This is a genomic window from Bradyrhizobium macuxiense, assembly GCF_001542415.1.
Classification (GTDB): Bacteria; Pseudomonadota; Alphaproteobacteria; order Rhizobiales; family Xanthobacteraceae; genus Bradyrhizobium; species Bradyrhizobium macuxiense.
Window position 1 is genome coordinate 144,857 of sequence record NZ_LNCU01000040.1, and the last position, 25,670, is coordinate 170,526.

A 25,670-nucleotide genomic window follows, 5' to 3' on the forward strand; every position below is an offset into this window, starting at 1 on the left:
TTGCGGCGATGAAGACGTGGATCACCGGGACAAGCCCGGTGATGACGAAAACAACCAGGGTCGCTAACGAATAACGAAGAACAAAAGAAAAATGAGCGAAACGTCCCAACTCTTCCGCGGCATCGTCAGCGGCGACCGCAAGCGCGATCATGATGCGGTCGCCGAGCGTGCCGACCGCATCGCGAGCGGCTTGCACAAGCTTGGCGTCAAGCCGGGCGACAGTGTCTGCATGCTGATGCGCAACGACATCGCCTTCATCGAGGCCGCCTATGCCGCGATGCGGCTCGGCGCCTATGGCGTGCCGATCAACTGGCACTTCAAGCCGGAGGAGATCAACTACGTGCTGACCGATTCCGGCACGCGCGTCCTGATCGCCCATGCCGACATGCTGCACGCGCTACGCGGCGCCATTCCGCCTGGCGTCACCGTGCTCAGCGTGCCGACGCCGCCGGAGATCCTGGCTAACTACAAGATCAATCCCGATCACCTCGCCACGCCGGACTTCGCGATCGATTTCGAGACCTGGCTGACGGAGCATTCTCGCTACGAGGGGCCGGCGGTTCCGCAGCCGCAGAACATGATCTACACCTCGGGCACCACGGGTCATCCCAAGGGCGTGCGCCGCTTCGCGCCGACGCCGGCGCAGACCGCCAACGCCGAAGCCATGCGGGCGATGATCTACGGATTGAAGCCGGGAGCGCGAGCGATTCTGCCGGGGCCGCTGTACCATTCCGCGCCGAATTCCTTCGGGCTGCGCTCGGGGCGGCTTGGCGGCGTGCTGGTGCTGATGCCGCGGTTCGACGCGGAGGAATTCCTGGCGCTGATCGAGCGCGAGAAGATCGACACCATCTTCATGGTGCCGACCATGTTCATCCGTCTGATGAAGCTGCCGGACGAGGTACGCGGGAAGTACGACGTGTCGTCGCTGCGTCATATCATCCACGCCGCCGCGCCGTGTCCGGCCGACGTCAAGCGCGCGATGATCGAGTGGTGGGGCCCGGTGATCTACGAATTCTACGGCTCGACCGAGTCGGGCGCGGTCACCTTCGCCAATTCCGAGGATGCGCTGAAGAAGCCCGGCACGGTCGGCAAGATCTCGCCCGGCGCCGAGCTGCGTTTCGTCGGCGACGACGGCAAGGAGGTGCCGCAGGGCCAGATCGGCGAGATCTATTCGCGGATCGCGGGCAACCCCGACTTCACCTATCACAACAAGCCCGAGAAGCGGACCGAGATCGACCGCGAAGGATTCATCACCTCGGGCGACGTCGGTTATATCGATGAGGACGGCTACGTCTTCATCTGCGACCGCAAGCGCGACATGGTGATCTCGGGCGGCGTCAACATCTATCCGGCGGAGATCGAGGCAGTGCTGCACGCGGTCCCCGGCGTGCACGATTGCGCGGTGTTCGGCATCCCCGATGCGGAGTTCGGCGAGGCGCTGATGGCGGTGATCGAGCCGCAACCGGGCGTGGCGCTCGACACGGCGGCGATCCGCACCCAGCTCAAGGCCTCGCTTGCCGACTACAAGGTGCCCAAGCACGTCGAGATCCAGACCAATCTGCCGCGCGAGGATTCCGGCAAGATCTTCAAGCGCCGCCTGCGCGACCCGTATTGGGAGCGGGCGGGGAGGAGGATCTAGGCGGCCCCCGGAGGGTAGGGCAGCATCGGGGAGGCACAGTGTGCACCGCGCAAGTTCATCTTGCGCTGCGGCAAAAAACTTGCACACTCCAGGGCATCGCCGGGCAGCTTCTGGAGTAGCCAGCCATGTCTTCCCAGGTCTTGCCTCCCCAGACCGTGCGTTCCGAGGCCGATATCGGCGCCAAACGCGCCGAGGAAACGAGCGTCCTGGATAATGCGGCGCAGGAGGCGGACACGCAGCTCCGGAACGACATCCGGCTGCTGGGCCGCGTCCTCGGCGATACCGTGCGGGACCAGGAGGGGGCTGAGGTCTTCGACCTGGTCGAGCGCATCCGCCAGACTTCGGTCCGGTTCCACCGCGACGAGGACAAGGTGGCCCGGCGGGATCTCGAAGCCATCCTCGACGGCATGTCGATTGCCGAGACGCTGCGGATCGTCCGCGCCTTCAGCTACTTCTCCCATCTCGCCAACATCGCCGAGGACCAGAACAACATCCGCCAGATGCGCAGCGGCGGCCCGGGCGGGGCGCCGCGTACGAGCACGCTGGAGCAGACGCTGCTCCATGCCCGTGACGCCGGCATCGCCCCGGCTGACCTCCGCAGCTTCTTCAAGGGCGCGCTGGTCAGCCCGGTGCTGACCGCTCACCCGACCGAGGTCCGCCGCAAGAGCACGATGGACCGCGAGATGGAGGTCGCGGACCTGCTCGACCGCCGCGAGCGGCTGAAGATGACCCCTGATGAGAGCGAGGCCGCCGACGAGCAGCTCCGCCGCGCGGTGGTGACGTTGTGGCAGACCAATCTGTTGCGGCGGACCAAGCTGACCGTGCTCGACGAGGTCGCCAACGGCCTGTCGTTCTATGACTACACCTTCCTCCAGGAAGTCCCGCGGCTGCATTGCGCGCTCGAGGACCGGCTGAACAAGGAGGGGGGCGAGGCCGGTGATCTCGCCTCCTTCCTCAAGATGGGAAGCTGGATCGGCGGCGACCGCGACGGCAATCCGTTCGTCACGGCCGAGGTGATGCGCGGCACGCTGCGGCTGCAGTCGAGCTGCGTGCTCAGCTTCTATCTCGAGGAGCTGCACGCGCTCGGCGCTGAGCTGTCGCTGGCCGCGCATCTTGCCGATATCTCGGACGAACTGCGGATGCTTGCCGAACGCTCGCCCGACACCTCGCCGCACCGAAGCGGCGAGCCTTATCGCCTCGCGGTGTCGGGCATCTATGCGCGGCTCGCGGCAACCGCCGCACGACTCGAGGTCGAAACCACGCGGCCGCCGGTCGGCAAGGCTGAGCCTTATGCGAGCGTCAGGGAATTCCAAACTGATCTTGACGTGCTGGACCGCTCGTTGATTGCCAGTAATTCGGGCGTGATAGCCCGCGGCCGGCTGCGGCTGCTGCGGCGCGCGGTGGATTGCTTCGGCTTCCATCTCGCGCGGCTCGACATCCGGCAGAATTCGGCGGTGCACGAGCGCACCATTGCCGAGCTGCTCGATACTGCCAATCCTGGCATGTCCTATCTGGCGCTCAACGAGGACGCGCGCGTCAGCTTGCTGCTAAACGAGTTGCGCAACGCTCGGCCGCTCGCCTCGCCCTTCGTTAAATATTCGGAGGAGACCCAGAGCGAGCTCGCCGTGTTCCGTGCGGCGGCCGAGGCACATGCCAAATTCGGGCCCGAGGTGATCTCCCAATGTATCATCTCGATGTGCACGGGCATGTCCGACATGCTCGAAGTCGCGGTGCTGCTGAAGGAGGTCGGGCTGGTCAATCCGTCCGGCCGCAGCGCCGTCAACATCGTGCCGCTGTTCGAGACGATCGAGGATCTGCAGGCGTCCAGCGGCATCATGGACCGCATGCTGGCGCTGCACGATTACCGCAAGCTGGTCGACAGTCTCGGCAGCGTGCAGGAGGTCATGCTCGGCTATTCCGACAGCAACAAGGATGGCGGCTTCGTCACCTCGGGCTGGGAGCTCTACAAGGCCGAGATCGGCCTCGTCGAGGTGTTCGAGCGGCACGGCGTGCGCCTGCGGCTGTTCCACGGCCGCGGCGGTTCGGTCGGACGCGGCGGCGGCCCGAGCTATGATGCGATCATCGCCCAGCCCGGCGGCGCGGTGAACGGCCAGATCCGCATCACCGAGCAGGGCGAGATCATCTCCTCGAAATATTCCAATGCCGAGGTCGGCCGCAGCAATCTCGAGATCCTCGCCGCGGCGACGCTCGAGACCAGCCTGCTGCAGCCGCGGCGGAGCGCGCCGCGCCCGGAATATCTGCAGGCGATGGAGCAGATCTCGGCGCTCGCCTTCAAGGCCTATCGCGGCCTCGTCTACGAGACCGAAGGCTTCGCCGATTATTTCTGGGGCTCGACTGTCATCAACGAGATCGCGACGCTGAACATCGGCAGCCGCCCAGCGTCGCGCAAGAAGACCCGCGAGATCGAGGACCTTCGCGCCATTCCCTGGGTGTTCTCCTGGGCGCAGTGCCGGCTGATGCTGCCGGGCTGGTACGGGTTCGGCAGCGCGGTCGAGCGCTGGATCGCCGAGCATCCGGAGCAGGGCATGCCGTTCTTGCAGGAGCTCTACAAGGAATGGCCGTTCTTCCGCACGCTGCTGTCAAACATGGACATGGTGCTGGCGAAGAGCTCGATCGCGATCGCTTCGCGCTATGCCGAGCTCGTCTCCGACGTCAACTTGCGCGAGAGGATATTCGGCCAGATCCGCAGGGAATGGCATCTCTCGATCGAGACGCTGCTCGACATCATGGGCCATGACCGGCTGTTGCAGGGCAACCCGCTGCTGGAGCGCGGCATCCGCAATCGCTTCCCCTATCTCGACCCGCTCAACCATGTGCAGGTGGAGCTATTGAAGGAACATCGCGCGCAGAACCCGGACGAGCAGGTGCTGCGCGGGATCCAGATCACGATCAACGGGATCTCGGCGGGGCTGAGGAACAGCGGCTGAGAGTGCGCCGTCATTGCGAGCGCAGCGAAGCAATCCATTGGGCCACAAGCGGTGAGATGGATTGCTTCGTCGCTTCGCTCCTCGCAATGACGACGGAAGACGAGTCCCTCAGCAATTATGCGCGCCTCTGGTCTCAACATAGACCGCATACAACGACTGGCTCGCGGTCATGAACAGGCGGTTGCGCTTCTTGCCGCCGAAGGTGAGGTTGGCGCAGGTCTCCGGCAGCAGGATCTGGCCGATACGCTGACCGTCGGGCGCGAATATCTGCACGCCGTCATAACCCGGTCCGACCCAGCCGGCACCGACCCAGATATTGCCGTCGACGTCGACGCGCATGCCGTCCGGGAAGCCCGACTTGCCGTCGAGCGTCATGTCGATCAGCGTGCGTGGGTTCGAGAGCTTGTCGCCGTTCAGGTCGTACTGCCAGACAATGTTCTTCGCGTTCGGATAATGCGTGATGCCGGTGTCGCAGACATAGACCTTCTTGTAATCGTGGCTGAAGGCGATGCCGTTGGGCTTGAACGGCTCGTCGGCGACCTTGCTGATCTGTCCGGTCGAGGCGTCGATCCGGTAGACCGCTTCCTTCTGGTAGGGCTGGAGCGAACCGGTGTTGACGTGCTGCCCTTCATACCCCGAAAGCGCGCCGTAGCCGGGATCGGTGAACCAGATCGACTTGTCGTTGGGATGCACGACCATGTCGTTCGGCCCATTGAGCTGCTTGCCGTTGGCCTGCTCTGCCAGTGATGTGATGGTCCCGTCGTGTTCGTAGCGGACCAGCCGCGTGCGCTCGGCGGTGATCTGCCGGCCCTCGAAATCGAATGTCGAGCCGTTGGCCTCGTTCGATGGCTTGTGGAACTGCTCGGAAATGTGGCCGTCATCGTCGAGATAGCGCAACTGCCGGTTGGCCGGGATGTCACTCCACACGAGATATTGGCCCTGCGCATTCCAGGCCGGCCCTTCCGCCCACAGACATCCGGTGTAAAGCCGCTTGATCGCGGTGTTGCCGACCTTGGCCTTGAAGCGCTTGTCGTCGATCACGACGATATCTGGGTCGGGATAGCGCTGCGGTTCCGCATTGCGGCCGTAGTCGCGCGCGACGGCATCTGACGCCATCGCAGTTGCAGCAAGCGCGGTTGCGCCGCGCAAAATTGTCCGACGGTCGAACGCCTTCGCGCCGTCGCCTGCGTGTTTCACGTTGTTGCTTGGATTTGTCACGAAAGTCCTCCCAGGTTTTTTGTTATGGGGAGGACGATCATGCGCCCGCAATTCGGGCACAATGCGGGCACGCTATAAAGAAACAACCAAAGAGTGTGTCGCCCCGGCCTCGTGCGCGATTGCGCGCGCCGTTCGCCGAGGCGACTTTTTCATAAAACTGTCAGATCGGATCCCAGGTGAAGATGTCGGCCGAGCGGTCGAGCTTAGAGAACGATCCCTTCAGTGCCGGCATGCCGTGTTCCGCAATCGTCTCCGGCGTCCAGCCTTCGCCGCGATGCACCGAGCGCACCGGACGATGCTGGCCGAACAGGAATATCTCGTTCATGCGCACGCCGAAGATCTGGCCGGTGACGTCCTTGGCGGCGTCCGACAGCAGATAGGCGCAGACCGGCGCGATCTTCTCCGGTCCCATCTGCTTGATCTTCTCGACGCGCGCCTTCTCGGCGTCGGTCTCGGTCGGGATGGTGCCGATCATGCGGGTCCAGGCGAACGGCGACACGCAGTTCGAGCGCACATTGAAGCGGCCCATGTCGAGCGCGATCGACTTCGACAGGCCAACGATGCCGAGCTTGGCGGCGGCATAGTTGGCCTGGCCGTAATTGCCGATCAGGCCCGAGGTCGAGGTGAAGTGCACGAACGAGCCGCTCTCCTGCTCGCGATAGATGCGCGCCGCAGCGTGGGAGACGTAGAACGAGCCCATCAGATGCACCTTGATGACGGCCTCGAAGGCTTCCACGCTCATCTTGTGGAAGATCATGTCGCGCAGGATGCCGGCGTTGTTGACGACGCCGTCGAGCCGGCCGAAATGATCGGTCGCGGTCTTCACGATCTTGCTGGCCGGAATTGCTTCCGCCACCGACTCGAAGTTCGCGACCGCAGTGCCGCCGCGCTTCTTGATCTCCGCGACTACCTCTTCGGCGGGCGCCGCGCTCGAGCCGCCGCCGTCGGCAGCGCCGCCGGGATCGTTGACGACGACCTTGGCGCCCTCAGCCGCGCAGAGCAGCGCGATCTCGCGACCAATACCGCGACCCGCGCCGGTGACGATAATGACCTTGTCCTGCAGTGATTTTGCCATGTGGTTCTCCTTGTATCCGTATTCGCAGGCCGATGCAGGACCCACTCATCATGCGCGGGCTTGACCCGCGCATCCATCGTTCTTCAGAAGATGGATTGCCGGGTCAAGCCCGGCAATGACGGATTGAGTGCTGCGCTCGCGCCAGCCATTGCTACCGTTCGTTCGTAAAGATGATCGTGCCTGACGCTGCGAACATGCCGCCGACGCCGTGGCAGACCGAGATCTTGGCATTCGGCACCTGCGCCGGCGCGATGCCGCGCATCTGCCGCACGCTTTCCTGCAGCGCGTACATGCCGTACATGCCGGAGTGCATGTAGCTCAGGCCGCCGCCATTGGTGTTGAGCGGCAGCTTGCCGCCAGGGCGGGTGTTGCCGTCGGCGATGAACTTGCCGGTCTCCTCATGCGGCATGAAGCCGAGATCGCCGAGGCCGTAAAGCGGCAGATGCGCGAAGGCGTCGTAGATCATCAGATGGTCGACGTCCTTGTGCGTGATGCCGGCCTCCTTGAACGCCAGGGGGCCTGCAACCTTGAAGGCGCGCGACGAATCGAACGTCTTCATCTGGCTGACCATCGGGGTTTCCACGCTCTCGCCGGTGCCGAGGATATAGACCGGCTTCTTCGGGAAATCCTTGGCGCGATCGGCCGAAGTGAGGATCAGCGCACCGCCGCCGTCGGTGACGAGGCAGCACTGCAAGAGGCGGAACGGATAGGCGATCATCCGCGAGTTCAGAACGTCGGCGACAGTGATCGGGTCCTTCATCGTCGCGCGCGGGTTCTTCGCCGCCCACTCGCGTTGCACGACGGCGACCATGGCGAGTTGCTCATGGGTGATGCCGTGGGTCTTCATGAAGCGCAGAACGGGAATCGGGAACATGCTGGGCGGGCCGTAGACGCCGAATGGCGCTTCGAACTGTCCGTTGAGACTGTCGGCCGGCGTGAAGCGCGGCTGCTTGCCGATCATCGACTTGCCGCTCTCGGCATGAGTGATCAGCACGGTCTTGCAGAGGCCAGCCTCGATCGCCGCCGCGGCGTGGCGGACATGCAGCATGAAGGAACAGCCGCCGACCGACGTACCGTCGACCCAGGTCGGCGTGATGCCGAGATAGTGGGCGATCTGTTGCGGCGTTTCGACTGCGGTGGCAATGCCGTCAATGTCGGACAGTTTCAGCCCGGCATCTGCGATCGCGTTCAGTGCCGCGTCCGCATGCAGCTGGATCTGCGACATGTTCGGGATGACGCCGAGTTCGGTGGTTTCAGCCGCACCGACGACAGCAACCTGGTTCCTGCGCATCGTATTACCCCTTTGCCGGACGGAAGACGGGAAGGGTGATCTTGTCGTCGAGCTGCTGGAACGCGACCTCGAGCGGCATGTCGAGCTCGAGCGCCTCGGGCGTCTGCGGGCAATCGATGATGTTGCTCATCATGCGTGGGCCTTCGTCGAGCTCGACGACGGCAATCGCGTAAGGCGGCGTGAAGCCGGGCGCGGCGGGACGATGGTTGATGACATAACTATAGAGCTTGCCCTTGCCGCTAGCCTTGAAGACGGAGACCTTGCGCGAGGCGCAGGAGGGGCAGAACGGCCGCGGCGGGAAGTAAACGTTGGCGCAGGCATCGCAGCGCTGCAGGCGCAATTCGCCGGCCTTGGTGCCGTCCCAGAAATGCTGGGTCTCCGGCGTCGGTTTTGGTTTCGCGCGTGCGGGTTCGGCCATTTCTGAAAATCCTCCCGAAATCGTTCCAATCTTGATGCGACATTGGACCAAGGCCCGTCAACGGTCCATCCGTGCTCCGCGCATGCCCCTGTGCCAAGTGCATGCCGCATATTCCGCCCCTCGCACAATTGATAAGGCGAGCCTGCTTGTGTCCCTCCGATCCCGCGCGTAGAAGGGCCCCGTTAGCAAGCATCCGGGAGGAAATATCATGCTGAGGATGACGGGCGCGGCACTCGCTGCCAGCCTCGCGTTTGCCACACACGCCATGGCCGCGGACGCGCCGTCGGAGATCAAGATCGGCACGCTGTATGCGTCTTCGGGGCGCTTTGCCTCGATCTCGATGCCGGTCTACAGCTCGCTGAAGTTCTGGGTCGAACAGAAGAACGCCGAGGGCGGCGTCTTCGTGAAGGCGTTCGACAAGAAGATCCCGATCAAGCTCGTCTCCTATGACGACCAGAGCAACACGGCGACCGCCGCGACGCTCTATAACCAGCTCATCACGCAGGATAAGGTCGACCTCCTGGTCGCGGATTCCGGATCGGTGCTGACGGCGCCGGCGGTTGCGATCGCGCGCGACCACAAGATGTTCCTGTTCGATCAGACCGGCACCGGCGCGAGCTTCTTCTCGAAAGACAATCCGTATATCGCCCTGATGGCCGACCCGGCGTCGACCGTCTGGCCGAAGCCGGTGGCTGACTTCATCAGCCATGACGGTCCCGGCCTCGGCATCAAGAAGGTCGCGATCCTGTACTCGACCAACGAGTTCACGGGAACGCAAGCCAACGCCTTCCGCAAGTTCGTCAAGGATTCGGGCGCGCCGATCGAGATCGTCTATGACCAGGGCGTCCCGACCGAGACCACGAACTACAACGTCATCATCAACAACATCAACAATGCCAATCCGGATGCGGTGATCCATTTCGGCTACGCGCCGAACGACATCGCCTTCCTGCGCAACGTCCAGGACGTCGGCATCAAGTTCAAGATGCTGTTCGCGATCTATGCCGGCCTCGAGACCGAGCTGCTCGAAAAGAATGTCGGCGCCAAGGGACTCGAGCACGTCTGGACCTATGTGCCGCCGTCCGAGCTGAATTATCCCGTCAATTTCGGGATGAACATGAAGGATTTCCGCGCCGCCTGGGAGAAGAAGTACAGCGACGGCAAGATGGAGTTCGGCTTCAATGCGGTGGCCGGCTACACCACCGCGCTGGTGATCGAGAAGACGCTGTCGGAGGCGACCAGCCTCGACCAGATGGAGCTGCGCCGCGCGGTGTTCTCGCTCAACGGCAAGCTCAAGACGCTCGACGGCACCTTCGAGCTGGACGAGACCGGCGGGCAGATCGGCGAACTGACGCCGCTCGGCCAGCTCATCCTCGACGAGCACGACCACATCAAGTTCGTCTCGATCTACCCGCACGAGACGGCGACCGGCAAGCCGGTTTATCCGGCACCGTGATGCGGTCATCGACGTCAACAATGACCATCGGGGGCGGGCGCTAGCATGACCTACGCGCTCGTCGCCGGCGTGCTGTTCGGGCTGTATTTCAGCCTTGTCGGCATCGGTCTCAATCTCGTGTTCGGCGTCATGCGCATCGTCAATCTTGCGCATGGCGATATGCTGATGCTCGGCGCCTTCATCGCGGTCGGGGTGGTCGGCATTGCCGGCATCGATCCGCTGTTCGCGGTGCCGCTGGCCTTCGTGGTCTTCGTGCTCGCAGGTTTTCTGCTCTATTGGGTGCTGGTGCCGCGGCTGCAGGGCTCGACCAACCCGGAAATGCTGTCGATCATCCTGTTCTTCGGCCTGTCGCAGGTGATCGAAGCCGTCACCACGATCTTCGCCGGCACCAGCGAGCGCTCGATCCAGAGCCGGCTGCTCGGAACCGTGTTCACGACCATCAAGGTCAAGTGGTTCGGCGGCAAGGCCGGTGGGGCAGGGCCGATCCAGATCCTCGGCCAGGGCTTTCCCGCGCCCTGGGTGATCGCGGCCGCCACGAGTCTGGTCGCGATCGCGCTCGTCTACCTCTATCTCTATCACACGCGGCTCGGCACGCTGACCCGCGCGGTGATGTCACGGCGCGATGAGGCTCTGGCGACGGGCATCGACGTCGACCGCGTGTCGGCGGCGGCGTTCGGCATCGGGCTCGGGCTCGCCGCTGTCGCCGGCGTGTTCGCGCCCTTCATGTTCGGCTCGGTAACTCCGGCCTTCGGCGCGGATGCGACGGTGACGTCGTTCGCGATCGTGGTGCTGGGCTCGCTCGGCAATCCGCTCGGCACTGCGCTCGGCGGTATCGTTTACGGCGTCTTCTATATGCTGGTGCAGACCTATCTCAGTTCCTGGGCCGACCTGCTGCCCTATGTGCTGCTGATCCTGATTCTCTTGTTGCGCCCGAGCGGTCTGCTCGGAAGGCGGGTGCGCGTTGCGTGACGCTTCGAAACATCTGCTGTTCATCCTCGCGCCGCTGGTTGTCGTGTTCGCGCTGCTGCCCGGCGCCTATCAAAACCATCTGCTGTTGTTCAACTTCGTGATCTTTCTGATCCTCGCGCAAGGCGTGAACATCATCTATGGCTTCACCGGCTATCTGCCGTTCGGCTATGTCGGCTTCTTCGGCGCCGGCGCGTATGGCTTTGCCGTCATGGTGATGCATCTGCAGACGCCGGCGCTTCTGGCCGTGCTGGTTGGCGGTCTCGTCGCTGTCGCGCTCGGTCTGCTGCTGACGCCGTTGCTGCGGCTGTCGGGTGCGTATTTTGCGATCGCCAATCTGGCGGCCTCGCTTGCCGTGCTGCATTTCGTCGCCAACCCGGCGCTGGAAGGGATCACCAAGGGACCCTACGGCGTGTCGCTCACCGGCACGTTCAATCCGACCAACGCCTACTACGCGGCCATCGCCGTGCTGGCGCTGACCGTTGGCGGCGTCGTCTACCTGAAGAACTCACCGTTCGGCCTTGCGCTGCAGGCCGTGCGGGAAGACTCGGTCTCCGCCTCGATGGCCGGGGTCAACATCGTGAAGATGCGGGTGATCGCCTGGCTCGGCTCGGCGCTGGTCGCCGGGCTCGCCGGCGGCATCTACGCCTGGTACGTCTCGGTGTTCTATCCGGACAACGTGTTCTCCAGCGAGTTCAGCATCTTCGCGATCGTGTTCGCGCTGTTCGGCGGCGTTGCCACCATCACCGGACCGATCGTCGGCGTGCTCATCCTCTATGGCATCTACAACCTGATCGGGTTCACCACGCCGCAATATTTCCAGTTGATCTATGGCCTGCTGATCATGGGCCTGGTGCTGTTCCTGCCCGCAGGGCTGGTGTCGCTGGCAACGCGCAGGGGGTGGCATGTCCCCTGATAAATCACCCATCCTCAAGGTCTCGAAGCTGGTCAAGCGGTTCGGCGGCTTCTACGCGCTCGACGGGCTGAGCTTCCACGTCGTGCCCGGCGAGATCCTGGGTCTCGTCGGCCCCAATGGCTCGGGCAAGACGACGTCGATCAACGTGATCTCCGGCCTCTATGGGCCCGATGGCGGCGAGGTCGTGTTCGACGGCGCAAGCATCGGCGGCGCCGCCTCCCACAAGCTGGTTCACCGCGGCATCAACCGCACCTTCCAGGTGCCGAAGCCGTTCCTGTCGCTGACCGTGCGCCAGAACATCCAGGTGGCGCTGGCCTATGGCCAGGCTGCGGGCGACGCTGCGGCGGCGCCGCCATCGATGGCGCAGCTGCTCGAGGAATACAGGCTGAAGGAGGTCGCCGACCGACCCGCCGCCGACCTCAACAGCGCGCAGCAGAAGATGCTGGATCTCACCCGAGCGCTCGCCACGCGCCCTCGGCTGTTGCTGCTCGACGAGCTCGCGGCCGGCCTCAATCCGGCCGAGCTCGACTGGATCGCCGGACGCATCAAGGCGCTGGCCGCGACCGGGATGGCGATCATCGTGGTCGAGCATCTCATGGGCTTCATCGAGCAGATCACCGACCGTGTCATCGTGCTCAACGCGGGCAAGGAGATATTCGAAGGCACGCTCGCCACCGCAGTCCACGAGCCGCAGGTGATCGAAGTGTTCTTGGGAGGCGAGCATGCCCACTGATGCAGGGTCGCTTCTGGACGCCAAGGGCGTCGATGCCGGCTATGGCACCATGCAGGTGTTGTGGGGCATCGATCTCGACGTCCGCGCCGGTGAAACAGTGTTGCTGCTTGGCGCCAACGGCGCGGGCAAGACCACATTCCTGAAATCGCTGGTCGGCCTGATCGAGACCCGTAACGGGCACATCAGGCTCGGTGGCGAGGACGTCACGCGGATGCGCTCGTCGGACCGCATGAAGCGCGGCATGACCTACATGTCGGAGCTTGCGGTGTTCCCCGATCTGTCGATCGAGGAGAACATCCGCGTCGGCGCGCAGGCGCTCGGACATGCCAATCCGGGCGCGCGGGTCGACGAATTGTACGGCCTGTTCCCGGTGCTGCGTGACAAGCGTCGCGATCCCGCCTCCAGTCTGTCCGGTGGCCAGCGCAAGATGCTCGGCATCGCCAAGGCGTTGTCGGCCGACCCGAAGCTGCTTGTCATGGACGAGCCCTCGGCCGGCCTGTCGCCGCTGTTCGTCAAGGAGGTGATCCGTGCTCTCTCCAGCCTGCAGGGGCGGGGATTGTCGCTCTTGATCGCCGAGCAAAATATCAGTTTCCTCGATGTCGCCACCCGCGTATTCGTGCTGGAAGGCGGACGCATCCGTTTCTCCGGCACGGTTGCCGAGATGAGCGGCAATGAAGAGCTGCACCGCGCCTATTTCGGGCTGACGTGATACCGACGGCCCGGACCGGGGGTGGTGCGGGCCATCTGGAAATCGGCGCCGGTTCGCGCGACAATCAGATGTCAGCCATGAAGTGAGAGCCATGCCGAACAATCCGACACTCGCCTCCCTTGCCGCCGATCTCGCCAGCGGCAAGACCTCCGCCCGCAAGCTCGTCGAGCAGTGCATCGCCAGGATCGCCGATCCCGCAGGCGAGGGCCAGCGCACCTTCATCCACGTCGACAAGGACGCCGCGCTTGAGGCCGCCGACGCCATGGACCGGCTGCGCAAGGCGCACGCGGCGCCGTCGCCCTTTGCCGGTATCCCGGTCTCGATCAAGGATCTGTTCGACATCAAGGGACAGGTGACGCGGGCAGGTTCGCGGGCGCTGGACGATTCCGCGCCGGCGGAGGCCGATGCGCCGGTGGTGGCGCGGCTGCGTCGTGCCGGCTTCATCGTGATCGGCCGCACCAACATGACCGAGTTCGCTTATTCCGGCATCGGCATCAATCCGCATTACGGCACGCCGAAGAGCGCCTGGAACCGGAGCGTCGGCCACGTGCCCGGCGGCTCGTCGTCGGGTGCGGCGGTCTCGATCGCCGACGGGATGGCCTATGGTGCGCTCGGCACCGACACCGGCGGCTCCTGCCGGATCCCGGCCGCCTTCAACGGCATCGTCGGTTACAAGCCGACCCAGCGCCGCATTCCGCTCGACGGCGGCGTGCCGCTGTCGTTCTCGCTCGACAGCTACGGGCCGCTGGCGAATTCGGTTGCCTGCTGCGCGACACTCGATGCCGTGCTTGCCGACGAGCCGGTCAAGCCGCTGACCCCGCGCCCTGTGAAGGGCATGCGGCTCGCGGTGCCGACCACCGTCGTGCTCGATGATCTCGACGATGGCGTGGCCAAGACCTTCGAGCGTGCGCTCGCTTCATTGTCGCGCGCCGGTGCGCTGATCGAGCAGATCGAGGTGCCCGAGCTGCTCGACGTCGGCGTCATGAATGCCAATGGCGGCTTTGCCGCGGCCGAGAGCTACGCCTGGCACCGCTATCTGATCGCGAGCAAGGGCGACATCTACGATCCCCGCGTGTCGGTGCGCATTCTGCGCGGCGAGGGTTTTCTCGCGGCCGATTACATCGATCTCATCAATGCGCGCCGGTCGTTCATCGCGCGCACCGAGAAGCGCATCGCTCCCTATGATGCGTTGGTGTTGCCGACCACGGCGAACCTGCCGCCTGTTATCGCCGATCTCGCCGACGACAAGGCGTTTGCCACCCAGAACCTGCGCGCACTGCGCAACCCCTCGCTCATCAACGCGCTTGACGGCTGTGCGATCTCGCTGCCGGCGCATCGTGAAGGCGAGGCTCCGGTCGGCCTGATGCTTGCCGCTTCAGGCGGTTCGGATCGCCGTATCTTCGAACTTGCTGCCGGGATGGAGAGCGTGATTCGTGTTTGATCTCACCTTCAACATCGACGACAAGGGCGCCGCGACGCCGCTCACGCTCGAGATCAGGCAGGCCGTGATCGCCGGCTGGACCGGCCGCGATCCCGTGGCGCGCGACAAGCATATCGCCGAGCTCGAGGCGCTCGGCATTGCGCGGCCTGCGTCGACGCCGATCTATTACCGCTGCTCGGCACGCCGGATCACCTTCGCCGACGCGATCGAGGTTTGCGGCGCCGAGTCCAGCGGCGAGGTCGAGTTCGTGCTGATCGGCTGGCAGGGCCGCACCTTTGTCGGCTGCGGCTCCGACCACACCGACCGCAAGGTCGAGAGCTACAGCGTCACCGTCTCGAAGCAGATGTGCGACAAGCCGATCGCCTCCGAGCTCTGGGAGCTCGAGGACGTGATCGGCCATTGGGACCAGCTCATCCTGCGCTCCTGGGCCGTGATCGGCGGCCAGCGCGTGCTCTACCAGGAAGGCACGCTCGACCACATGCTGCCGGTGAGAACCCTGATCATCGGAGGCTTCGGTGCAGGCGGATTGCCGGACGGCTGCGCGATGTTCGGTGGCACCTTTGCGGCGAAGGGCGGCATCCGCCCGGCGAGCCGCTTCGAGTTCGAGATGGAAGACCCCGTGCTGAAGCGGAAGATCAGCCACGGCTATGACGTGATCACGCTGCCGGTGCTGGGCTAGCCGGTTCCGCGCGCCGTCATTGCGAGGAGCGATAGCGACGAAGCAATCCATCGTTCCGCATACGTGGAAGGATGGATTGCTTCGCTTCGCTCGCAATGACGGTCAAATTGCCGGAAATCGGGTGGCGCTGGCCGTGATCATGAGCGAGACTCGGCCTCATGAAAGCAACAGCCAAGACCGCCGCACACGCGGCACCATCGGATATCCCCGCCCGCGTCGACGCACTGGATTGGGGCCGGATCTCGGCCGATCTCGACGGGCAGGGATGCGCCGTCCTGGAGAGGTTGCTGACGCCGCAGGAGTGCGACGGCATCGCCTCGCTCTATCCGGATGACGGCCTGTTTCGCAGCAAGGTCGTGATGGGCCGCCATGGCTTTGGCCGCGGCGAGTACAAATACTTCTCCTATCCGCTGCCCGATCTGATCGCGGAACTGCGGCCGGGGTTGTACGCGCGGCTGACCGCCACGGCCAATCGCTGGAACCAGACGATGGGGATCGACATCAGATACCCCGCATCGCATCAGGCGTTCCTGAAGCGCTGTCACGAGGCTGGGCAGACGCGGCCGACGCCGCTGCTGCTGCAATATGGCGAGGGCGACTACAATTGCCTGCATCAGGATCTCTATGGCGAGCATGTGTTCCCGATCCAGGTCGCGATCCTGCTGTCGCAGCCGGGGCGCGATTTCACCGGCGGCGAGTTCGTGCTGACGGAGCAGCGGCCGCGGATGCAGTCGCGGCCCGAAGTGGTGCCGCTCACCCAAGGGGACGCGGTTGCCTTCGCCGTGCATCACCGTCCGGTGCAGGGGACACGCGGGTCCTATCGGGTTAATTTGCGCCACGGCGTCAGCCGGATCCGCTCCGGCCATCGCCACACCGTTGGTGTGATCTTCCACGATGCGAAGTGAGTGCGGACAGGCGTGACCGCTGATCTGTTCGAGACTGTTGGCGACGCACGGCCCCCGCGCGAGACGATTGGGGAGGGCGCGGCATTGCTGCGCGGCTTTGCCAAGCCGTTCGAGGCTGAGTTGATGCCGGCATTGCGGGAGATCGTCAGGCAGGCGCCGTTCCGCCATCTGATCACGCCGGGCGGCCATCGCATGTCGGTTGCGATGACCAATAGCGGCAGCCTCGGCTGGGTCTCCGACCCCAGCGGCTATCGCTATGACGGCATCGATCCGAATTCGGGTACGCCGTGGCCTCCGATGCCGCCGGTGCTGCGCAAGCTCGCCGCCGATGCCGCAGCCGCGGGCGGCTTCAATGGTTTTGCGTCTGAAGCCTGCCTGATCAACCGCTACGTTCCCGGTGCGAAACTGTCGCTGCATCAGGACAAGGACGAACTGGATTTCGCCGCACCGATCGTCTCGGTGTCGTTGGGGCTGCCGGCGATTTTCCTGTTCGGCGGCCTCAAGCGCAGCGATCCGACGCGCCGCTACCGGCTGGAGCATGGCGACGTCGTGGTGTGGGGCGGACCGTCGCGGCTGGCCTTCCACGGCGTTGCGCCGCTCGCCGACGGCGAGCACGGACTGCTCGGCCGCCAGCGCATCAACCTGACCTTTCGTAAGGTGCGCCTAGGTGCCGCCGGCCGTTAAGCCGGCGGCTGTCGCACACGGCGCTGAAGCGCGATGGATTCAGATCGGATCGGTTTGGGCCGCTCGTTCGGTTCACCTCTCCACGCCGGGGAGAGGTCGTGCGCAGCAAATCGGGTGAGGGGCCGCGGTGCTAACGAGAGACCGTAATCCCTCACCCGGCGCTGCGCGCCGACCTCTCCCAAGGGAGAGGTGAAGCACCCCGCCGCTGCAGCTCAGCCTAATCTCATCACCCTCAGATGTTCTTCGCGGGGTGGATGAACGCCCAGGGCGAGACTTCGGATCCCGTCGGCACTTCCACCGAGATCACGTAGGGGCCGCCGTCGGCCAATGCCTTTTCCAGCGCCGGGCGGAAATGATCGGGTGAGGTAACGCGCGCCGCACCCGCGCCGAAGGACTCCGCGAGCTTGACGAAATCCGGATTGACGAGATCGGAGGCGACAATGCGGCCGTCGAAGCGTTCGTGCTGGTCGCGACGGACATTGCCATAGGCGTTGTTGTTGAAGACCAGCGTCACCACGCCGATCTTGAACTGCACCGCGGTGGCGAGTTCCTGAACGCCGAACATGAAGCCCCCGTCGCCGGTGATCGCGACCACCGGCTTGTTCGGGTTGGCGACCTTGGCGCCGAGCGCCGTCGGGAAGCCCGAGCCGAGCGTGCCCTGATAGCCCGAGGTCACGAAGGTGCGCGGCTCGTAGATCGGGAAGCCGTACCAGGAAGCGAAACCGACCTGCGAGAGCTCGTCGGTGACGATGGCATTCGCCGGCAGCACCTCGCGCAGGATCTTCAGGTAGGCCATCTGCGGCTGGATGCGCTGGATCTCATGCTCGGCGGCAGCGGTTGCTTCACGGATCGCCGCGCGGCGGCCAGAGGTCTTGCTGTAGCCGGCCTTGCGGACGGCGGCGGCGAGATCGTTGGTCGCGGACTTGGCGTCGGCGATAACAGCGACGTCGGATGGCCAGCGGCGCATTTCGACGGGATCGATATCGATCCGCACGGATTTCAGGCCGTCCGGACGATAGGGCCAGCGCGACATCGTCGGCAGCTCCAGGCGGGTGCCGATGCCGATCATCAGATCCGTCTTCGGCCACAGTCTGTAGGCGGCGGCCATCGTCAACCCGAGCTCGTGCGCATTGGAGACGATGCCGCGGCCGCTGCGGAAGGCGACGACCGGCGCGTCGATCATCTCGGCGAGCTCGAGAATCTCCTCGCGCGCGTCGATAGCGCCGCTGCCGACGAAGATCATCGGCGCCTTGCTGCCCGCGATCAGGTCGGCGGCGGCCTTGATGCGGTCGGGGTCGGGTTGCGGCGCCGGCAGTGCATCAAACGGCTTCACCGCCGCGACCTGGGCGCGCTGGGTGAACACGTCCCAGGGCATCTCCAGCGAGGCAGGTCCGCGCCGGCCGGACAGCATCTCCTGGAATGCGCGCGACACCATCGCCGGCGCGTTGTCGGGATACTCGATGCGGTCGGCCCATTTCACGAAAGTGCGCAAGGTCGCGAGCTGATCGGGCATCTCGTGCAGATGTCCGCGGCCCTTGCCCAGAAATTGCGTCGGCACCTGTCCGGTGAGGCATAGCACGGGTTCGTTGCAGCCGAATGCGGTGAGCAGCGCCGCCGAGGCATTGAGCACGCCGGGGCCGGGCACCACGCTGAATACGCCCGGCCGTCCGCTGGAGCGCGCATAGCCGAAAGCCATGTAGCCGCAGGCCTGCTCGTGCCGCGCGCCGATCACCTTGAGCTGTGCCTGGTGGAACGCATCGAACAGGCCATAGATCTGCGCGCCGGGCAGGCCGAACACGGTATCGACGCCGTGGGCGACGAGACCATTGACGATCGCTTCGCCGCCGGATGTTGAGGTCATGGCACTGTCCGTTCGTTTATTGATTGGCTTCGTCGACGACGCCGTTGCGCAAAATGCCGACGCCTTCGGCCTCGACCTCGATGACGTCGCCCGGCTTCAGGTAGCGCGGCGGATCGAACCGCGCGCCCGCGCCGGTCGGCGTGCCGGTGACGATGATGTCGCCGGGAACCAGTGTCGCAAAGGTCGAGATGTAGTTGATGAGGTAACGGAAGCCGAAGATCAAGCGCGAGGTGCGGTCGTCTTGTCGCGTCTCGCCATTCACCCGCGTGGTCAGGCGGATATCGGCGATCTGGGCTTCGTTGGTGTAGGGCACGATCCACGGGCCGAGGCTGCCGGTGGAATCGAAGTTCTTGCCCTGGGTGACGTTGAACTTCGCATGGCGCACCCAGTCGCGGATGGTGCCCTCGTTGCACAGCGAGATCGCGGCGATGTGATCGAGCGCGGCGCTCTTCGGGATGTGACGGCCGGCCTTGCCGATGACCAGCACGAGTTCGCCTTCATAATCGAGTTGCGGCGAGGCGCGCGGGCGCACCAGAGGAGCGTTGTGGCCGACGAAGGAGCGCGGCACGCGCAGGAACATGCTCGGATACTTCGGCGCGTCCGAGCCGTCCTTGTACTCGGCGTTGCGGTCCGGATAGTTGACGCCGATGCAGATGATCTTTTCAGGTGTCGGGATCGGCGGCTGGAAGGCGACCGCGTCGAGCGCGTGATCGGGCGAGCGTCCGGCAGCGGCGTCCACGAGCTTCGTCAGGGCGCCGGCGGCGATGGCTTCGCGCAAGCTCGGATAGTCCTTGGCGAAACGCGAGGAGAGATCGACGGTCCCGGCGTCGGTGACGGCGCCATACTTGACGGCGCCGTCGACGGAATAGGTGGCGAGGCGGGGAGTGGACATTAGCAATCCAATTCTTGAGGTCGTCCCGGCCAAGCGAAGCGCGAGCCGGGACCCATAACCACAGGCCTCATATTATGGCACGTGGGGCGACGATCTTGGTAGCAATACGGTCCTGTGGTTATGGGTCCCTGCGTTCGCAGGGACGACGTGTCGAGAGGGGCGCGCGTTAGTCCGCAACCAGTACGTCGGCGACGAAGCGCGGCTCGCGCACGGCCTGGCCCGCGAAGGGCGAGCCTTCCTCGAACCAGGAGCGGGGTGCGGGCGCGCCCCACAGCGTCTGGCGGCGCGGATCGCGCAGCGACCAGCGCAGCGGCTCATGGTCGTGATCGCCGGTGAAGTAGTCGCTGGTGTAGAGTTCGATGCGATGGCCGTCGGGATCTCGGGCGTAGAGGAAGAACGCGTTGGAGATGCCGTGCCGGCCCGGGCCGCGCTCGATGTTGCTCAGGAAGCCGGAGGAGGCCATCACGTCGCAGAGATGCACAATGTTCATCGCGGTCGGCACCCAATAGGCGATGTGGTGCAGGCGCGGACCCTTGCCGTTGGTGATGGCGAAGTCGTGCACATTGCCCTTGCGGTGCATCCAGGCCGCGGCGATGCGGCCGTTCGCGCCGTCCTCCTCGGCATATTCGGTCAGGCGGAAGCCGAGCCGGGCGTAGAAGTCGACGGTGTCCTGCACCTCCGCTGCGAACACGTTGAAATGGTCGAGCCGCTGCGGGTGGCAACCCTTGTAGAGGTCGTAGCGCCGCAGCAGATGCGGGCGCTTCTCCATCGTGGCGTAGAGCTCGATCTGGAAGCCGAAGGGATCGGTGAACTGCAGGGTGCGGCCCTGGAACGGCTGGTCGACGAAGGCGTGCTCGATGCCGTTCTCGGAGCAGAACGCAGCCGCCTTGTCGAGGTCGCGGTTGTTGCCGACCTTGAAGCCGAGCCGGTTGCAGGCCGCTTTCGCCGCCTTGCGCAGCACCACCGAGTGATGCTGATGCTCCTCGCTGGCGCGCAGGTAGACCGCCTTGTCGTCGCGGTCCTCGATGTGGAGGCCGATCGTCTTCTCGTAGAACGCCGCGCTCGCGTCGAGGTTGGTGACGTCGAGAATGGCGTGGCTGCAACGGATGATGTTGAACGGCGGATCAAAAACGTGCGTCGGAACGGGCATAGGTGTTTCCCCTGTGTGTCGTCATTCCGGGATGGTCCGAAGGACCAGACCCGGAATCTCGAGGTTCCGGGTTCGATGCTGCGCATCGCCCCGGAACGACGGGTTTCAAATTCCCAGTTTCTGAATCTTGTGCGTCCCGCGCGCGAGCGAGACGTGCTTAGTTTCCATGTAGAACTCGAACGAGTAATCGCCGCCGTCGCGGCCGATGCCGGAGGCCTTCATGCCGCCGAACGGCGTCGGCAGATGCCGGACGTTTTCCGAGTTGAGCCAGATCATGCCGGCTTCCAGCGCATCGGCGACGCGCAGCGCGCGGCCCATGTCGCCGGTCCAGACATAACCTGTCAGCCCGTACTGCACGCCGTTGGCGATCTCGATGGCGTCAGCCTCGTCGCGGAACGGGATCACGGTCAGGAACGGGCCGAACACTTCCTCCTGCGCGACGCGCATTTTGGCGTTCGCACCGGTCACCAGGGTTGGCTGCACATAGTGTCCGCCGCCGGGACCGTCATGCGGTTTGCCGCCGACCGCGATCGTCGCGCCGTCCTTCTGCGCAACGTCGAAATAGCTGCAGACCTTGGCGAGATGCCGCTCGTGGATCAGCGGCCCGATTTCAGTTGCGGGATCGAGCGGATGGCCGACCGTGAGGGCCTTCACGCGCGCCGTCAGCTTCTCGATGAACTTGTCGGCGATGTTCTGCTGGACCAGCAAGCGGCTCGACGACGTGCAGCGCTCGCCGTTGAGCGAGTAGATCATGAACACGACCGCATCGAGTGCGCGATCGAGATCGGCGTCGTCGAACACGATCACCGGATTCTTGCCGCCGAGCTCGAAATGCACCCGCTTCAGTGTCTTGGCGCCTTGCGCCATGATCGCCGATCCCGTCGAGCTCTCGCCGACGAAGCCGATCGCCTTGATCGCGGGATGCTCGGTCAACGCCTTGCCGGCGTCCTCGCCGAAGCCGTGCACGGTGTTGAGCACACCATCGGGGATCCCGGCTTGTTTTGCCAGCTTGACCAGCAGGTCTGCGGTGACCGGCGACCATTCGGCCGGCTTGTGCACGACCGTGCAGCCAGCGGCCAGCGCAGGCGCAATTTTCCAGGTCGAGAGCATGAACGGCGTGTTCCACGGCGTGATCACGCCGACCGGACCGATCGGCACGCGGGTCGAGATGTTCCAGTGCTCCTCGCTCGGCGTGTTCAGGCCGTCACGCGCTTCGGCGCATTTGTCGGCGAAGAAGCGGAAGTTCTCGGCGGCCCGGATCGCGGCCTTGGCCATGAAGCGATACGCCTGCCCGGTATCGATACATTCGAGCACGGCGATGTCGTCGGCACGCTCCTCGATCGCGTCGGCCACACGATGCAACAGCTTGCGGCGCTGCGCCGCCGGCATGTCGCGCCAGGTCTTGAACGCGCGCCAGGCCGCGGCTGCGGCGCGGTCGATGTCCTCCGCATTGCCCTTTGCGACCGATGCCAGAGCCGTGCCGTCGATCGGCGACTTAGTCTCGAAGGTTTCGCCCGTCACCGATGGCACGACCTTGCCGTCGATCATGTGGCCGATGCCTTCGGCTTTCAGCTTGGCGAGCAGGGGACCCGCACGGTCGCGGTTGGCCTGGAACACGTCTGCCGATTTCGGGCTGGCCTTATCCATTGACCGTCTCCACCTTCAATGCGTCGTGAATGTTGTTGCGCTTCCAGCTCGTCTCCTTGTCGTTGATTTGCATGTCGAACGACAAAGCGAACTTGCTCTTTGCAAACACCGGGTCGAGATGGGCCGACAGCGCCTTGAAGATGCGCTCGCCGGCCTTCTTGCGCGCGGCGAGATCGCGGCCTTCGCCGAGCCGCAGCACCATGTCGAGGAAGCCGTAGCTCTTGCGGCCGTCGGCGATTGCGTAATGCTCGCATTTGATGGCGCGGACGCGAATGCCGCCGAGCGGGAAGATGCCGGTTTCGACCGCCGCCTTGCGGACCACTTCGACGGTCTCGGCCATATCGACGAGGCCGTCGAGATTGGCTGAATATTCAAGCGTGAAGTGCGGCATGGGCGGTCTCCTTGCAATTGCGTCCGGCGTCAGGCGAAGTAGCAACTCACGGAACCGTAGGGTCCATAGTCGGCCTGAATCGTGTCGCCTTTGCGGGTCTCGATCGGGCGGATGAAGGAGCCTGCCAGCACGACCTGTCCAGCCTCCAGCGCGAGCCCGTTGGGCGCGATCTTGTTGGCAAGCCACGCCACCGCGGTCGCCGGATGATTCAGCACACCGGCGGCAAGGCCGGTTTCCTCGAGCTGGCCGTTGCGGAAGCAGAGCGCGCCGATCCAGCGCAGATCGGCGTCCAGCGGACGGATCGGCCGGCCGCCGAGCACGATGCCGGCATTGGCGGCGTTATCGGCGATGGTGTCGTAGATCTTGCGCGTGGCCTTGGTCTCGGGGTCGACGCGCTCGACGCGGGTATCGAGGATCTCCAGCGCCGGCACCACGAAGTCGGTGGCGTTGAGCACATCGAACAGGGTGCAGTTCGGCCCCGCCAGGCGGTGCTTCATCACGAAGGCGAGCTCGGCTTCGACGCGCGTTCCGATGAAGCGATCGCTCGGCACCAGCCCGCCATCGGCAAAGAACATGTCGTCGAGCAGGATGCCGGAATCGGGCTCGTCGATATTCAGCGCGCTCTGCATCGCCTTCGAGGTCAGGCCGATCTTGTGGCCCTTGACGACGCGGCCCTGCGCCACCTTCATCTCGACCCAGGCCTTCTGAATCGCGTAGGCATCTTCAAGGGTAATGCCGGGATATTGCAGCGAGAGCTGGCGGATCTGCTTGCGGGTCTTTTCCGCCTGGTCGAGGCTTGCGGCGGCAGCGCGGATATCGTCTTGGGAGAGGGCCATGCGTAATACACAAATTTGGATGTCGGGAGATGATTAACATGTTAAGTGAATTCCCGCAAACTGAATCAGGCTATGCTGCAACGCGAAAATTCGTGGCAGTGGGTTGAGGGATGGCGCGCAAGAAATCATCGAACGACATGCGATCGGCGCCGGCCGAGACCGGGGCAACCCGCCGCGCGCCTATGCGCGAGTTCTCGCGCTCGCTGCCGATGTCGCTGCTCCGCGCGCGCGAGGCGGTGATGCGGCAGTTCCGCCCCTCGCTGCGCAATCATGGACTGACCGAACAGCAATGGCGGATCCTGCGCGCGCTGACTTCGGTCGACGAGATCGAAGTCACCGAGCTCGCGCGTGTGGCGTTTCTGCTGGGGCCGAGCCTGTCGCGGATCCTGCGCGATCTCGAGGCTCGTCAACTGATCGAGCGCAAGGCGGCGGAGAACGATCTGCGGCGCGCGGTCGTCTCGATCTCGCCGAAGGGTCTGAAGCTGATCGAGGCGGTGGCGCCGACGTCGGAAGCCATCTACGCCACGATCACCAAACGTTACGGTGCGCGCAGGCTTGCGGAACTCCAGGAGATGCTGGGCTTGCTGGAGGCGAGCCTGGCCGGAATGACATCCGCCGATGACGGCGAGGTCGAGGCCGACGAGTGATCGAGAGTTCGTACGATCATGGTTGCCTGCTAGGCCATGTAAGGAACGCGCGAAATCACGTTGATGGCACGGAATTCGGCAATCCAGCGGGCAACTTTCGAATGAGACCACTCGATATGACGGCGCATTGTTGCGGCGGCTGCGTCGGCGTCGCGCGCGCGCAATGCTTCAATGATCACCAGATGCTCTTCCATGAAGGAATCGATCTGCGGCGCGGTCAGGGCCACCTGGATGTGCTTGCCGATCACGAACGCGCAGTGTGAGCGCTTGAGGGCTTCGATCATCTCGCGATTGATGCCGTAACCCAGGCACCGGATATGGAGGTCGCCCTCGATCTCGTCGAGTTCGCCGACGCCGATACGGTCGCGGAGCTGGATTCCCTCGCGCAGCCGTTCCGCCATCCGGTCCAGCATTGCCGTCGGGATCCTCGTCGTGGCCGATTTCAGTAACAGCGGTTCGAGAGTTGAGCGCAGCTCGAAGATGTCGCGCACGCGATCCTCGTCCAGTGGCACGACATACCAGTGGGCCTTGGCGCCCTTCTCCAGGATTCCGATCGCCTGCGCGCGCAGCAGCAGGTTGCGGGCAACCGTGCGTCCCACCCTGAAATGTCGCGCCAGCGCGAGTTCGCTGACGCGAAAGCGTCCGAACATCGACCGATAGATGATTTCACGTTCGAGCTCGTAGTAGAGGGCGTCCCAGGCGTCGCTTCTGACTGCCTCGACCGGCCCGTTGGTCAGCCCCAGCATTGTCGCCGTGATCGGGACGCGCCGAGGTTCGGCCTTGCGCTTGCCGGCGATGACGCCGCGGCCGTCGAAGCGGCGCACCAGGCCGCTGTGCTCCAACTGCTCGAAGGCTTGGCGCACCGGGGAGCGGCTGGAGCCGAACAAACTCGCGATCGCCGATTCGGAGAGAACGGTGCCGGCCGGAACGTCGCCGGTGCGAATGCGCTTTGCCAATGCGTCCTTGATCAGCGCATAGGCCGGCTGTTTCCGTCTGGTCTGCGATTTCGCTCTTGGCATCGACATGGAAGGCTGCCCCGCCGGTCACACTATCACGTGATCTCGCTGAGGTCGCTCGTTGCAGGCATTTACGCACCGCCTATGATGAACTTTTGACTATTGCGTGCAATGTACAATCATGATTAGCTGCCGGGATACGCTTAGATTGA

General features: G+C 64.5%; 23 protein-coding genes and 1 pseudogene. 12 read left to right on the top strand and 12 right to left on the bottom strand.

Going from position 1 to position 25,670, the window contains the following annotated elements:
- The first annotated feature begins 91 nt into the window (after positions 1 to 91).
- Together AS156_RS13345 and ppc are read left to right on the top strand one after the other, a co-directional pair.
- Positions 92 to 1,639: an acyl-CoA synthetase gene (locus AS156_RS13345; RefSeq protein ID WP_066504439.1), complete on the top strand. Its 1,548-nt coding sequence runs from the start codon at positions 92 to 94 to the stop codon at positions 1,637 to 1,639.
- A 125-nt stretch (positions 1,640 to 1,764) separates the two neighbouring features.
- Complete coding sequence (gene ppc, locus AS156_RS13350) at positions 1,765 to 4,587, top strand: phosphoenolpyruvate carboxylase (protein ID WP_066504442.1); 2,823 nt, start codon at positions 1,765 to 1,767, stop codon at positions 4,585 to 4,587.
- A gap of 108 nt (positions 4,588 to 4,695) precedes the next feature.
- Here ppc and AS156_RS13355 read toward each other — a convergent pair whose 3' ends face one another.
- The 4 genes from AS156_RS13355 to AS156_RS13370 all read right to left on the bottom strand — a co-directional run bounded on the left by AS156_RS13355 (position 4,696) and on the right by AS156_RS13370 (position 8,589).
- Positions 4,696 to 5,805: an SMP-30/gluconolactonase/LRE family protein gene (locus AS156_RS13355; RefSeq protein ID WP_136626199.1), complete on the bottom strand. Its 1,110-nt coding sequence runs from the start codon at positions 5,803 to 5,805 to the stop codon at positions 4,696 to 4,698.
- Positions 5,806 to 5,965: 160 nt separating this feature from the next.
- Entirely contained in the window at positions 5,966 to 6,880 is a 915-nt protein-coding gene (locus AS156_RS13360) for an SDR family oxidoreductase (protein WP_066504444.1), read from the bottom strand.
- A 151-nt stretch (positions 6,881 to 7,031) separates the two neighbouring features.
- The gene (locus tag AS156_RS13365; RefSeq protein WP_066504446.1) at positions 7,032 to 8,171 is read right to left on the bottom strand and encodes a thiolase C-terminal domain-containing protein; all 1,140 of its coding nucleotides are present in this window, start codon (positions 8,169 to 8,171) and stop codon (positions 7,032 to 7,034) included.
- Between the two features lie 4 nt (positions 8,172 to 8,175).
- Positions 8,176 to 8,589, bottom strand: a complete 414-nt coding sequence (locus tag AS156_RS13370) for a Zn-ribbon domain-containing OB-fold protein (RefSeq protein WP_066504448.1) — start codon at positions 8,587 to 8,589, stop codon at positions 8,176 to 8,178.
- 208 nt (positions 8,590 to 8,797) lie between these two features.
- Here AS156_RS13370 and AS156_RS13375 point away from each other — a divergent pair, with 208 nt between their 5' ends.
- From AS156_RS13375 to alkB, 9 genes are all read left to right on the top strand, one after another.
- Positions 8,798 to 10,045: an ABC transporter substrate-binding protein gene (locus AS156_RS13375; RefSeq protein ID WP_066504450.1), complete on the top strand. Its 1,248-nt coding sequence runs from the start codon at positions 8,798 to 8,800 to the stop codon at positions 10,043 to 10,045.
- Positions 10,046 to 10,090: 45 nt separating this feature from the next.
- The gene (locus tag AS156_RS13380; RefSeq protein ID WP_066504452.1) at positions 10,091 to 11,014 is read left to right on the top strand and encodes a branched-chain amino acid ABC transporter permease; all 924 of its coding nucleotides are present in this window, start codon (positions 10,091 to 10,093) and stop codon (positions 11,012 to 11,014) included.
- Positions 11,007 to 11,927, top strand: coding sequence for a branched-chain amino acid ABC transporter permease (locus AS156_RS13385; RefSeq protein WP_066504454.1), 921 nt, complete (start codon positions 11,007 to 11,009; stop codon positions 11,925 to 11,927). The genes AS156_RS13380 and AS156_RS13385 overlap by 8 nt, the downstream gene beginning before the upstream one ends.
- Positions 11,917 to 12,660, top strand: a complete 744-nt coding sequence (locus tag AS156_RS13390; RefSeq protein ID WP_066504456.1) for an ABC transporter ATP-binding protein — start codon at positions 11,917 to 11,919, stop codon at positions 12,658 to 12,660. The genes AS156_RS13385 and AS156_RS13390 overlap by 11 nt, the downstream gene beginning before the upstream one ends.
- A complete protein-coding gene (locus AS156_RS13395; protein WP_066504457.1) occupies positions 12,650 to 13,369 on the top strand; it encodes an ABC transporter ATP-binding protein in 720 nt (239 codons plus the stop codon). The genes AS156_RS13390 and AS156_RS13395 overlap by 11 nt, the downstream gene beginning before the upstream one ends.
- A 91-nt stretch (positions 13,370 to 13,460) precedes the next feature.
- Positions 13,461 to 14,810 (top strand): amidase, encoded by a 1,350-nt coding sequence (locus AS156_RS13400; protein WP_066504459.1) that lies wholly within the window; start codon positions 13,461 to 13,463, stop codon positions 14,808 to 14,810.
- On the top strand, positions 14,803 to 15,489 hold the full coding sequence (locus tag AS156_RS13405) for a DUF2848 domain-containing protein (protein WP_066504468.1): 687 nt from the start codon (positions 14,803 to 14,805) through the stop codon (positions 15,487 to 15,489). The genes AS156_RS13400 and AS156_RS13405 overlap by 8 nt, the downstream gene beginning before the upstream one ends.
- A 158-nt stretch (positions 15,490 to 15,647) precedes the next feature.
- Complete coding sequence (locus AS156_RS13410; RefSeq protein ID WP_066504470.1) at positions 15,648 to 16,394, top strand: 2OG-Fe(II) oxygenase; 747 nt, start codon at positions 15,648 to 15,650, stop codon at positions 16,392 to 16,394.
- Positions 16,395 to 16,406: 12 nt separating this feature from the next.
- The gene (gene alkB, locus AS156_RS13415; RefSeq protein ID WP_066504768.1) at positions 16,407 to 17,078 is read left to right on the top strand and encodes a DNA oxidative demethylase AlkB; all 672 of its coding nucleotides are present in this window, start codon (positions 16,407 to 16,409) and stop codon (positions 17,076 to 17,078) included.
- A 232-nt stretch (positions 17,079 to 17,310) separates the two neighbouring features.
- Here the strand turns inward: alkB and AS156_RS13420 are convergent, their stop codons facing one another.
- The 6 genes from AS156_RS13420 to hpaH all read right to left on the bottom strand — a co-directional run bounded on the left by AS156_RS13420 (position 17,311) and on the right by hpaH (position 23,855).
- Entirely contained in the window at positions 17,311 to 18,939 is a 1,629-nt protein-coding gene (locus AS156_RS13420; RefSeq protein WP_066504473.1) for a thiamine pyrophosphate-dependent enzyme, read from the bottom strand.
- Between the two features lie 16 nt (positions 18,940 to 18,955).
- Positions 18,956 to 19,831 carry a fumarylacetoacetate hydrolase family protein gene (locus AS156_RS13425; RefSeq protein WP_066504475.1) on the bottom strand — a complete coding sequence of 292 codons (876 nt, stop codon included), beginning with the start codon at positions 19,829 to 19,831 and terminating at the stop codon, positions 18,956 to 18,958.
- 166 nt (positions 19,832 to 19,997) lie between these two features.
- A complete protein-coding gene (gene hpaD, locus AS156_RS13430; protein ID WP_066504483.1) occupies positions 19,998 to 20,981 on the bottom strand; it encodes a 3,4-dihydroxyphenylacetate 2,3-dioxygenase in 984 nt (327 codons plus the stop codon).
- A 105-nt stretch (positions 20,982 to 21,086) separates the two neighbouring features.
- The gene (gene hpaE, locus AS156_RS13435; protein WP_066504485.1) at positions 21,087 to 22,628 is read right to left on the bottom strand and encodes a 5-carboxymethyl-2-hydroxymuconate semialdehyde dehydrogenase; all 1,542 of its coding nucleotides are present in this window, start codon (positions 22,626 to 22,628) and stop codon (positions 21,087 to 21,089) included.
- Positions 22,621 to 23,019 carry a 5-carboxymethyl-2-hydroxymuconate Delta-isomerase gene (locus AS156_RS13440; protein ID WP_066504487.1) on the bottom strand — a complete coding sequence of 133 codons (399 nt, stop codon included), beginning with the start codon at positions 23,017 to 23,019 and terminating at the stop codon, positions 22,621 to 22,623. Before AS156_RS13440 ends, hpaE begins: the two co-directional genes overlap by 8 nt.
- A 29-nt stretch (positions 23,020 to 23,048) precedes the next feature.
- Positions 23,049 to 23,855 carry a 2-oxo-hept-4-ene-1,7-dioate hydratase gene (gene hpaH, locus AS156_RS13445; RefSeq protein ID WP_066504489.1) on the bottom strand — a complete coding sequence of 269 codons (807 nt, stop codon included), beginning with the start codon at positions 23,853 to 23,855 and terminating at the stop codon, positions 23,049 to 23,051.
- 110 nt (positions 23,856 to 23,965) lie between these two features.
- Between hpaH and hpaR the strand changes: the two genes are divergently transcribed.
- Complete coding sequence (hpaR, locus tag AS156_RS13450) at positions 23,966 to 24,502, top strand: homoprotocatechuate degradation operon regulator HpaR (RefSeq protein ID WP_136626200.1); 537 nt, start codon at positions 23,966 to 23,968, stop codon at positions 24,500 to 24,502.
- A gap of 29 nt (positions 24,503 to 24,531) precedes the next feature.
- Here hpaR and AS156_RS13455 read toward each other — a convergent pair whose 3' ends face one another.
- Both AS156_RS13455 and AS156_RS44325 read right to left on the bottom strand, forming a co-directional pair.
- Positions 24,532 to 25,248, bottom strand: coding sequence for a GntR family transcriptional regulator (locus AS156_RS13455; RefSeq protein ID WP_245312797.1), 717 nt, complete (start codon positions 25,246 to 25,248; stop codon positions 24,532 to 24,534).
- Positions 25,249 to 25,311: 63 nt separating this feature from the next.
- Positions 25,312 to 25,527: pseudogene (locus AS156_RS44325) on the bottom strand (GntR family transcriptional regulator); the annotation flags it as partial.
- Between the last annotated feature and the right edge of the window lie 143 nt (positions 25,528 to 25,670).

What these genes read in the sequence shown, in the direction of transcription:
- AS156_RS13345 (WP_066504439.1), top strand. Translation starts at nt 92, where the DNA reads ATGAGCGAAACGTCCCAACTCTTCCGCGGCATCGTCAGCGGCGACCGC.
- ppc (WP_066504442.1), top strand. Translation starts at nt 1,765, where the DNA reads ATGTCTTCCCAGGTCTTGCCTCCCCAGACCGTGCGTTCCGAGGCCGAT.
- AS156_RS13360 (WP_066504444.1), bottom strand. Translation starts at nt 6,880, where the DNA reads ATGGCAAAATCACTGCAGGACAAGGTCATTATCGTCACCGGCGCGGGT.
- AS156_RS13365 (WP_066504446.1), bottom strand. Translation starts at nt 8,171, where the DNA reads ATGCGCAGGAACCAGGTTGCTGTCGTCGGTGCGGCTGAAACCACCGAA.
- AS156_RS13370 (WP_066504448.1), bottom strand. Translation starts at nt 8,589, where the DNA reads ATGGCCGAACCCGCACGCGCGAAACCAAAACCGACGCCGGAGACCCAG.
- AS156_RS13375 (WP_066504450.1), top strand. Translation starts at nt 8,798, where the DNA reads ATGCTGAGGATGACGGGCGCGGCACTCGCTGCCAGCCTCGCGTTTGCC.
- AS156_RS13380 (WP_066504452.1), top strand. Translation starts at nt 10,091, where the DNA reads ATGACCTACGCGCTCGTCGCCGGCGTGCTGTTCGGGCTGTATTTCAGC.
- AS156_RS13390 (WP_066504456.1), top strand. Translation starts at nt 11,917, where the DNA reads ATGTCCCCTGATAAATCACCCATCCTCAAGGTCTCGAAGCTGGTCAAG.
- AS156_RS13395 (WP_066504457.1), top strand. Translation starts at nt 12,650, where the DNA reads ATGCCCACTGATGCAGGGTCGCTTCTGGACGCCAAGGGCGTCGATGCC.
- AS156_RS13400 (WP_066504459.1), top strand. Translation starts at nt 13,461, where the DNA reads ATGCCGAACAATCCGACACTCGCCTCCCTTGCCGCCGATCTCGCCAGC.
- AS156_RS13410 (WP_066504470.1), top strand. Translation starts at nt 15,648, where the DNA reads ATGAAAGCAACAGCCAAGACCGCCGCACACGCGGCACCATCGGATATC.
- AS156_RS13420 (WP_066504473.1), bottom strand. Translation starts at nt 18,939, where the DNA reads ATGACCTCAACATCCGGCGGCGAAGCGATCGTCAATGGTCTCGTCGCC.
- AS156_RS13425 (WP_066504475.1), bottom strand. Translation starts at nt 19,831, where the DNA reads ATGTCCACTCCCCGCCTCGCCACCTATTCCGTCGACGGCGCCGTCAAG.
- hpaD (WP_066504483.1), bottom strand. Translation starts at nt 20,981, where the DNA reads ATGCCCGTTCCGACGCACGTTTTTGATCCGCCGTTCAACATCATCCGT.
- hpaE (WP_066504485.1), bottom strand. Translation starts at nt 22,628, where the DNA reads ATGGATAAGGCCAGCCCGAAATCGGCAGACGTGTTCCAGGCCAACCGC.
- AS156_RS13440 (WP_066504487.1), bottom strand. Translation starts at nt 23,019, where the DNA reads ATGCCGCACTTCACGCTTGAATATTCAGCCAATCTCGACGGCCTCGTC.
- hpaH (WP_066504489.1), bottom strand. Translation starts at nt 23,855, where the DNA reads ATGGCCCTCTCCCAAGACGATATCCGCGCTGCCGCCGCAAGCCTCGAC.
- hpaR (WP_136626200.1), top strand. Translation starts at nt 23,966, where the DNA reads ATGGCGCGCAAGAAATCATCGAACGACATGCGATCGGCGCCGGCCGAG.
- AS156_RS13455 (WP_245312797.1), bottom strand. Translation starts at nt 25,248, where the DNA reads ATGCTGGGGCTGACCAACGGGCCGGTCGAGGCAGTCAGAAGCGACGCC.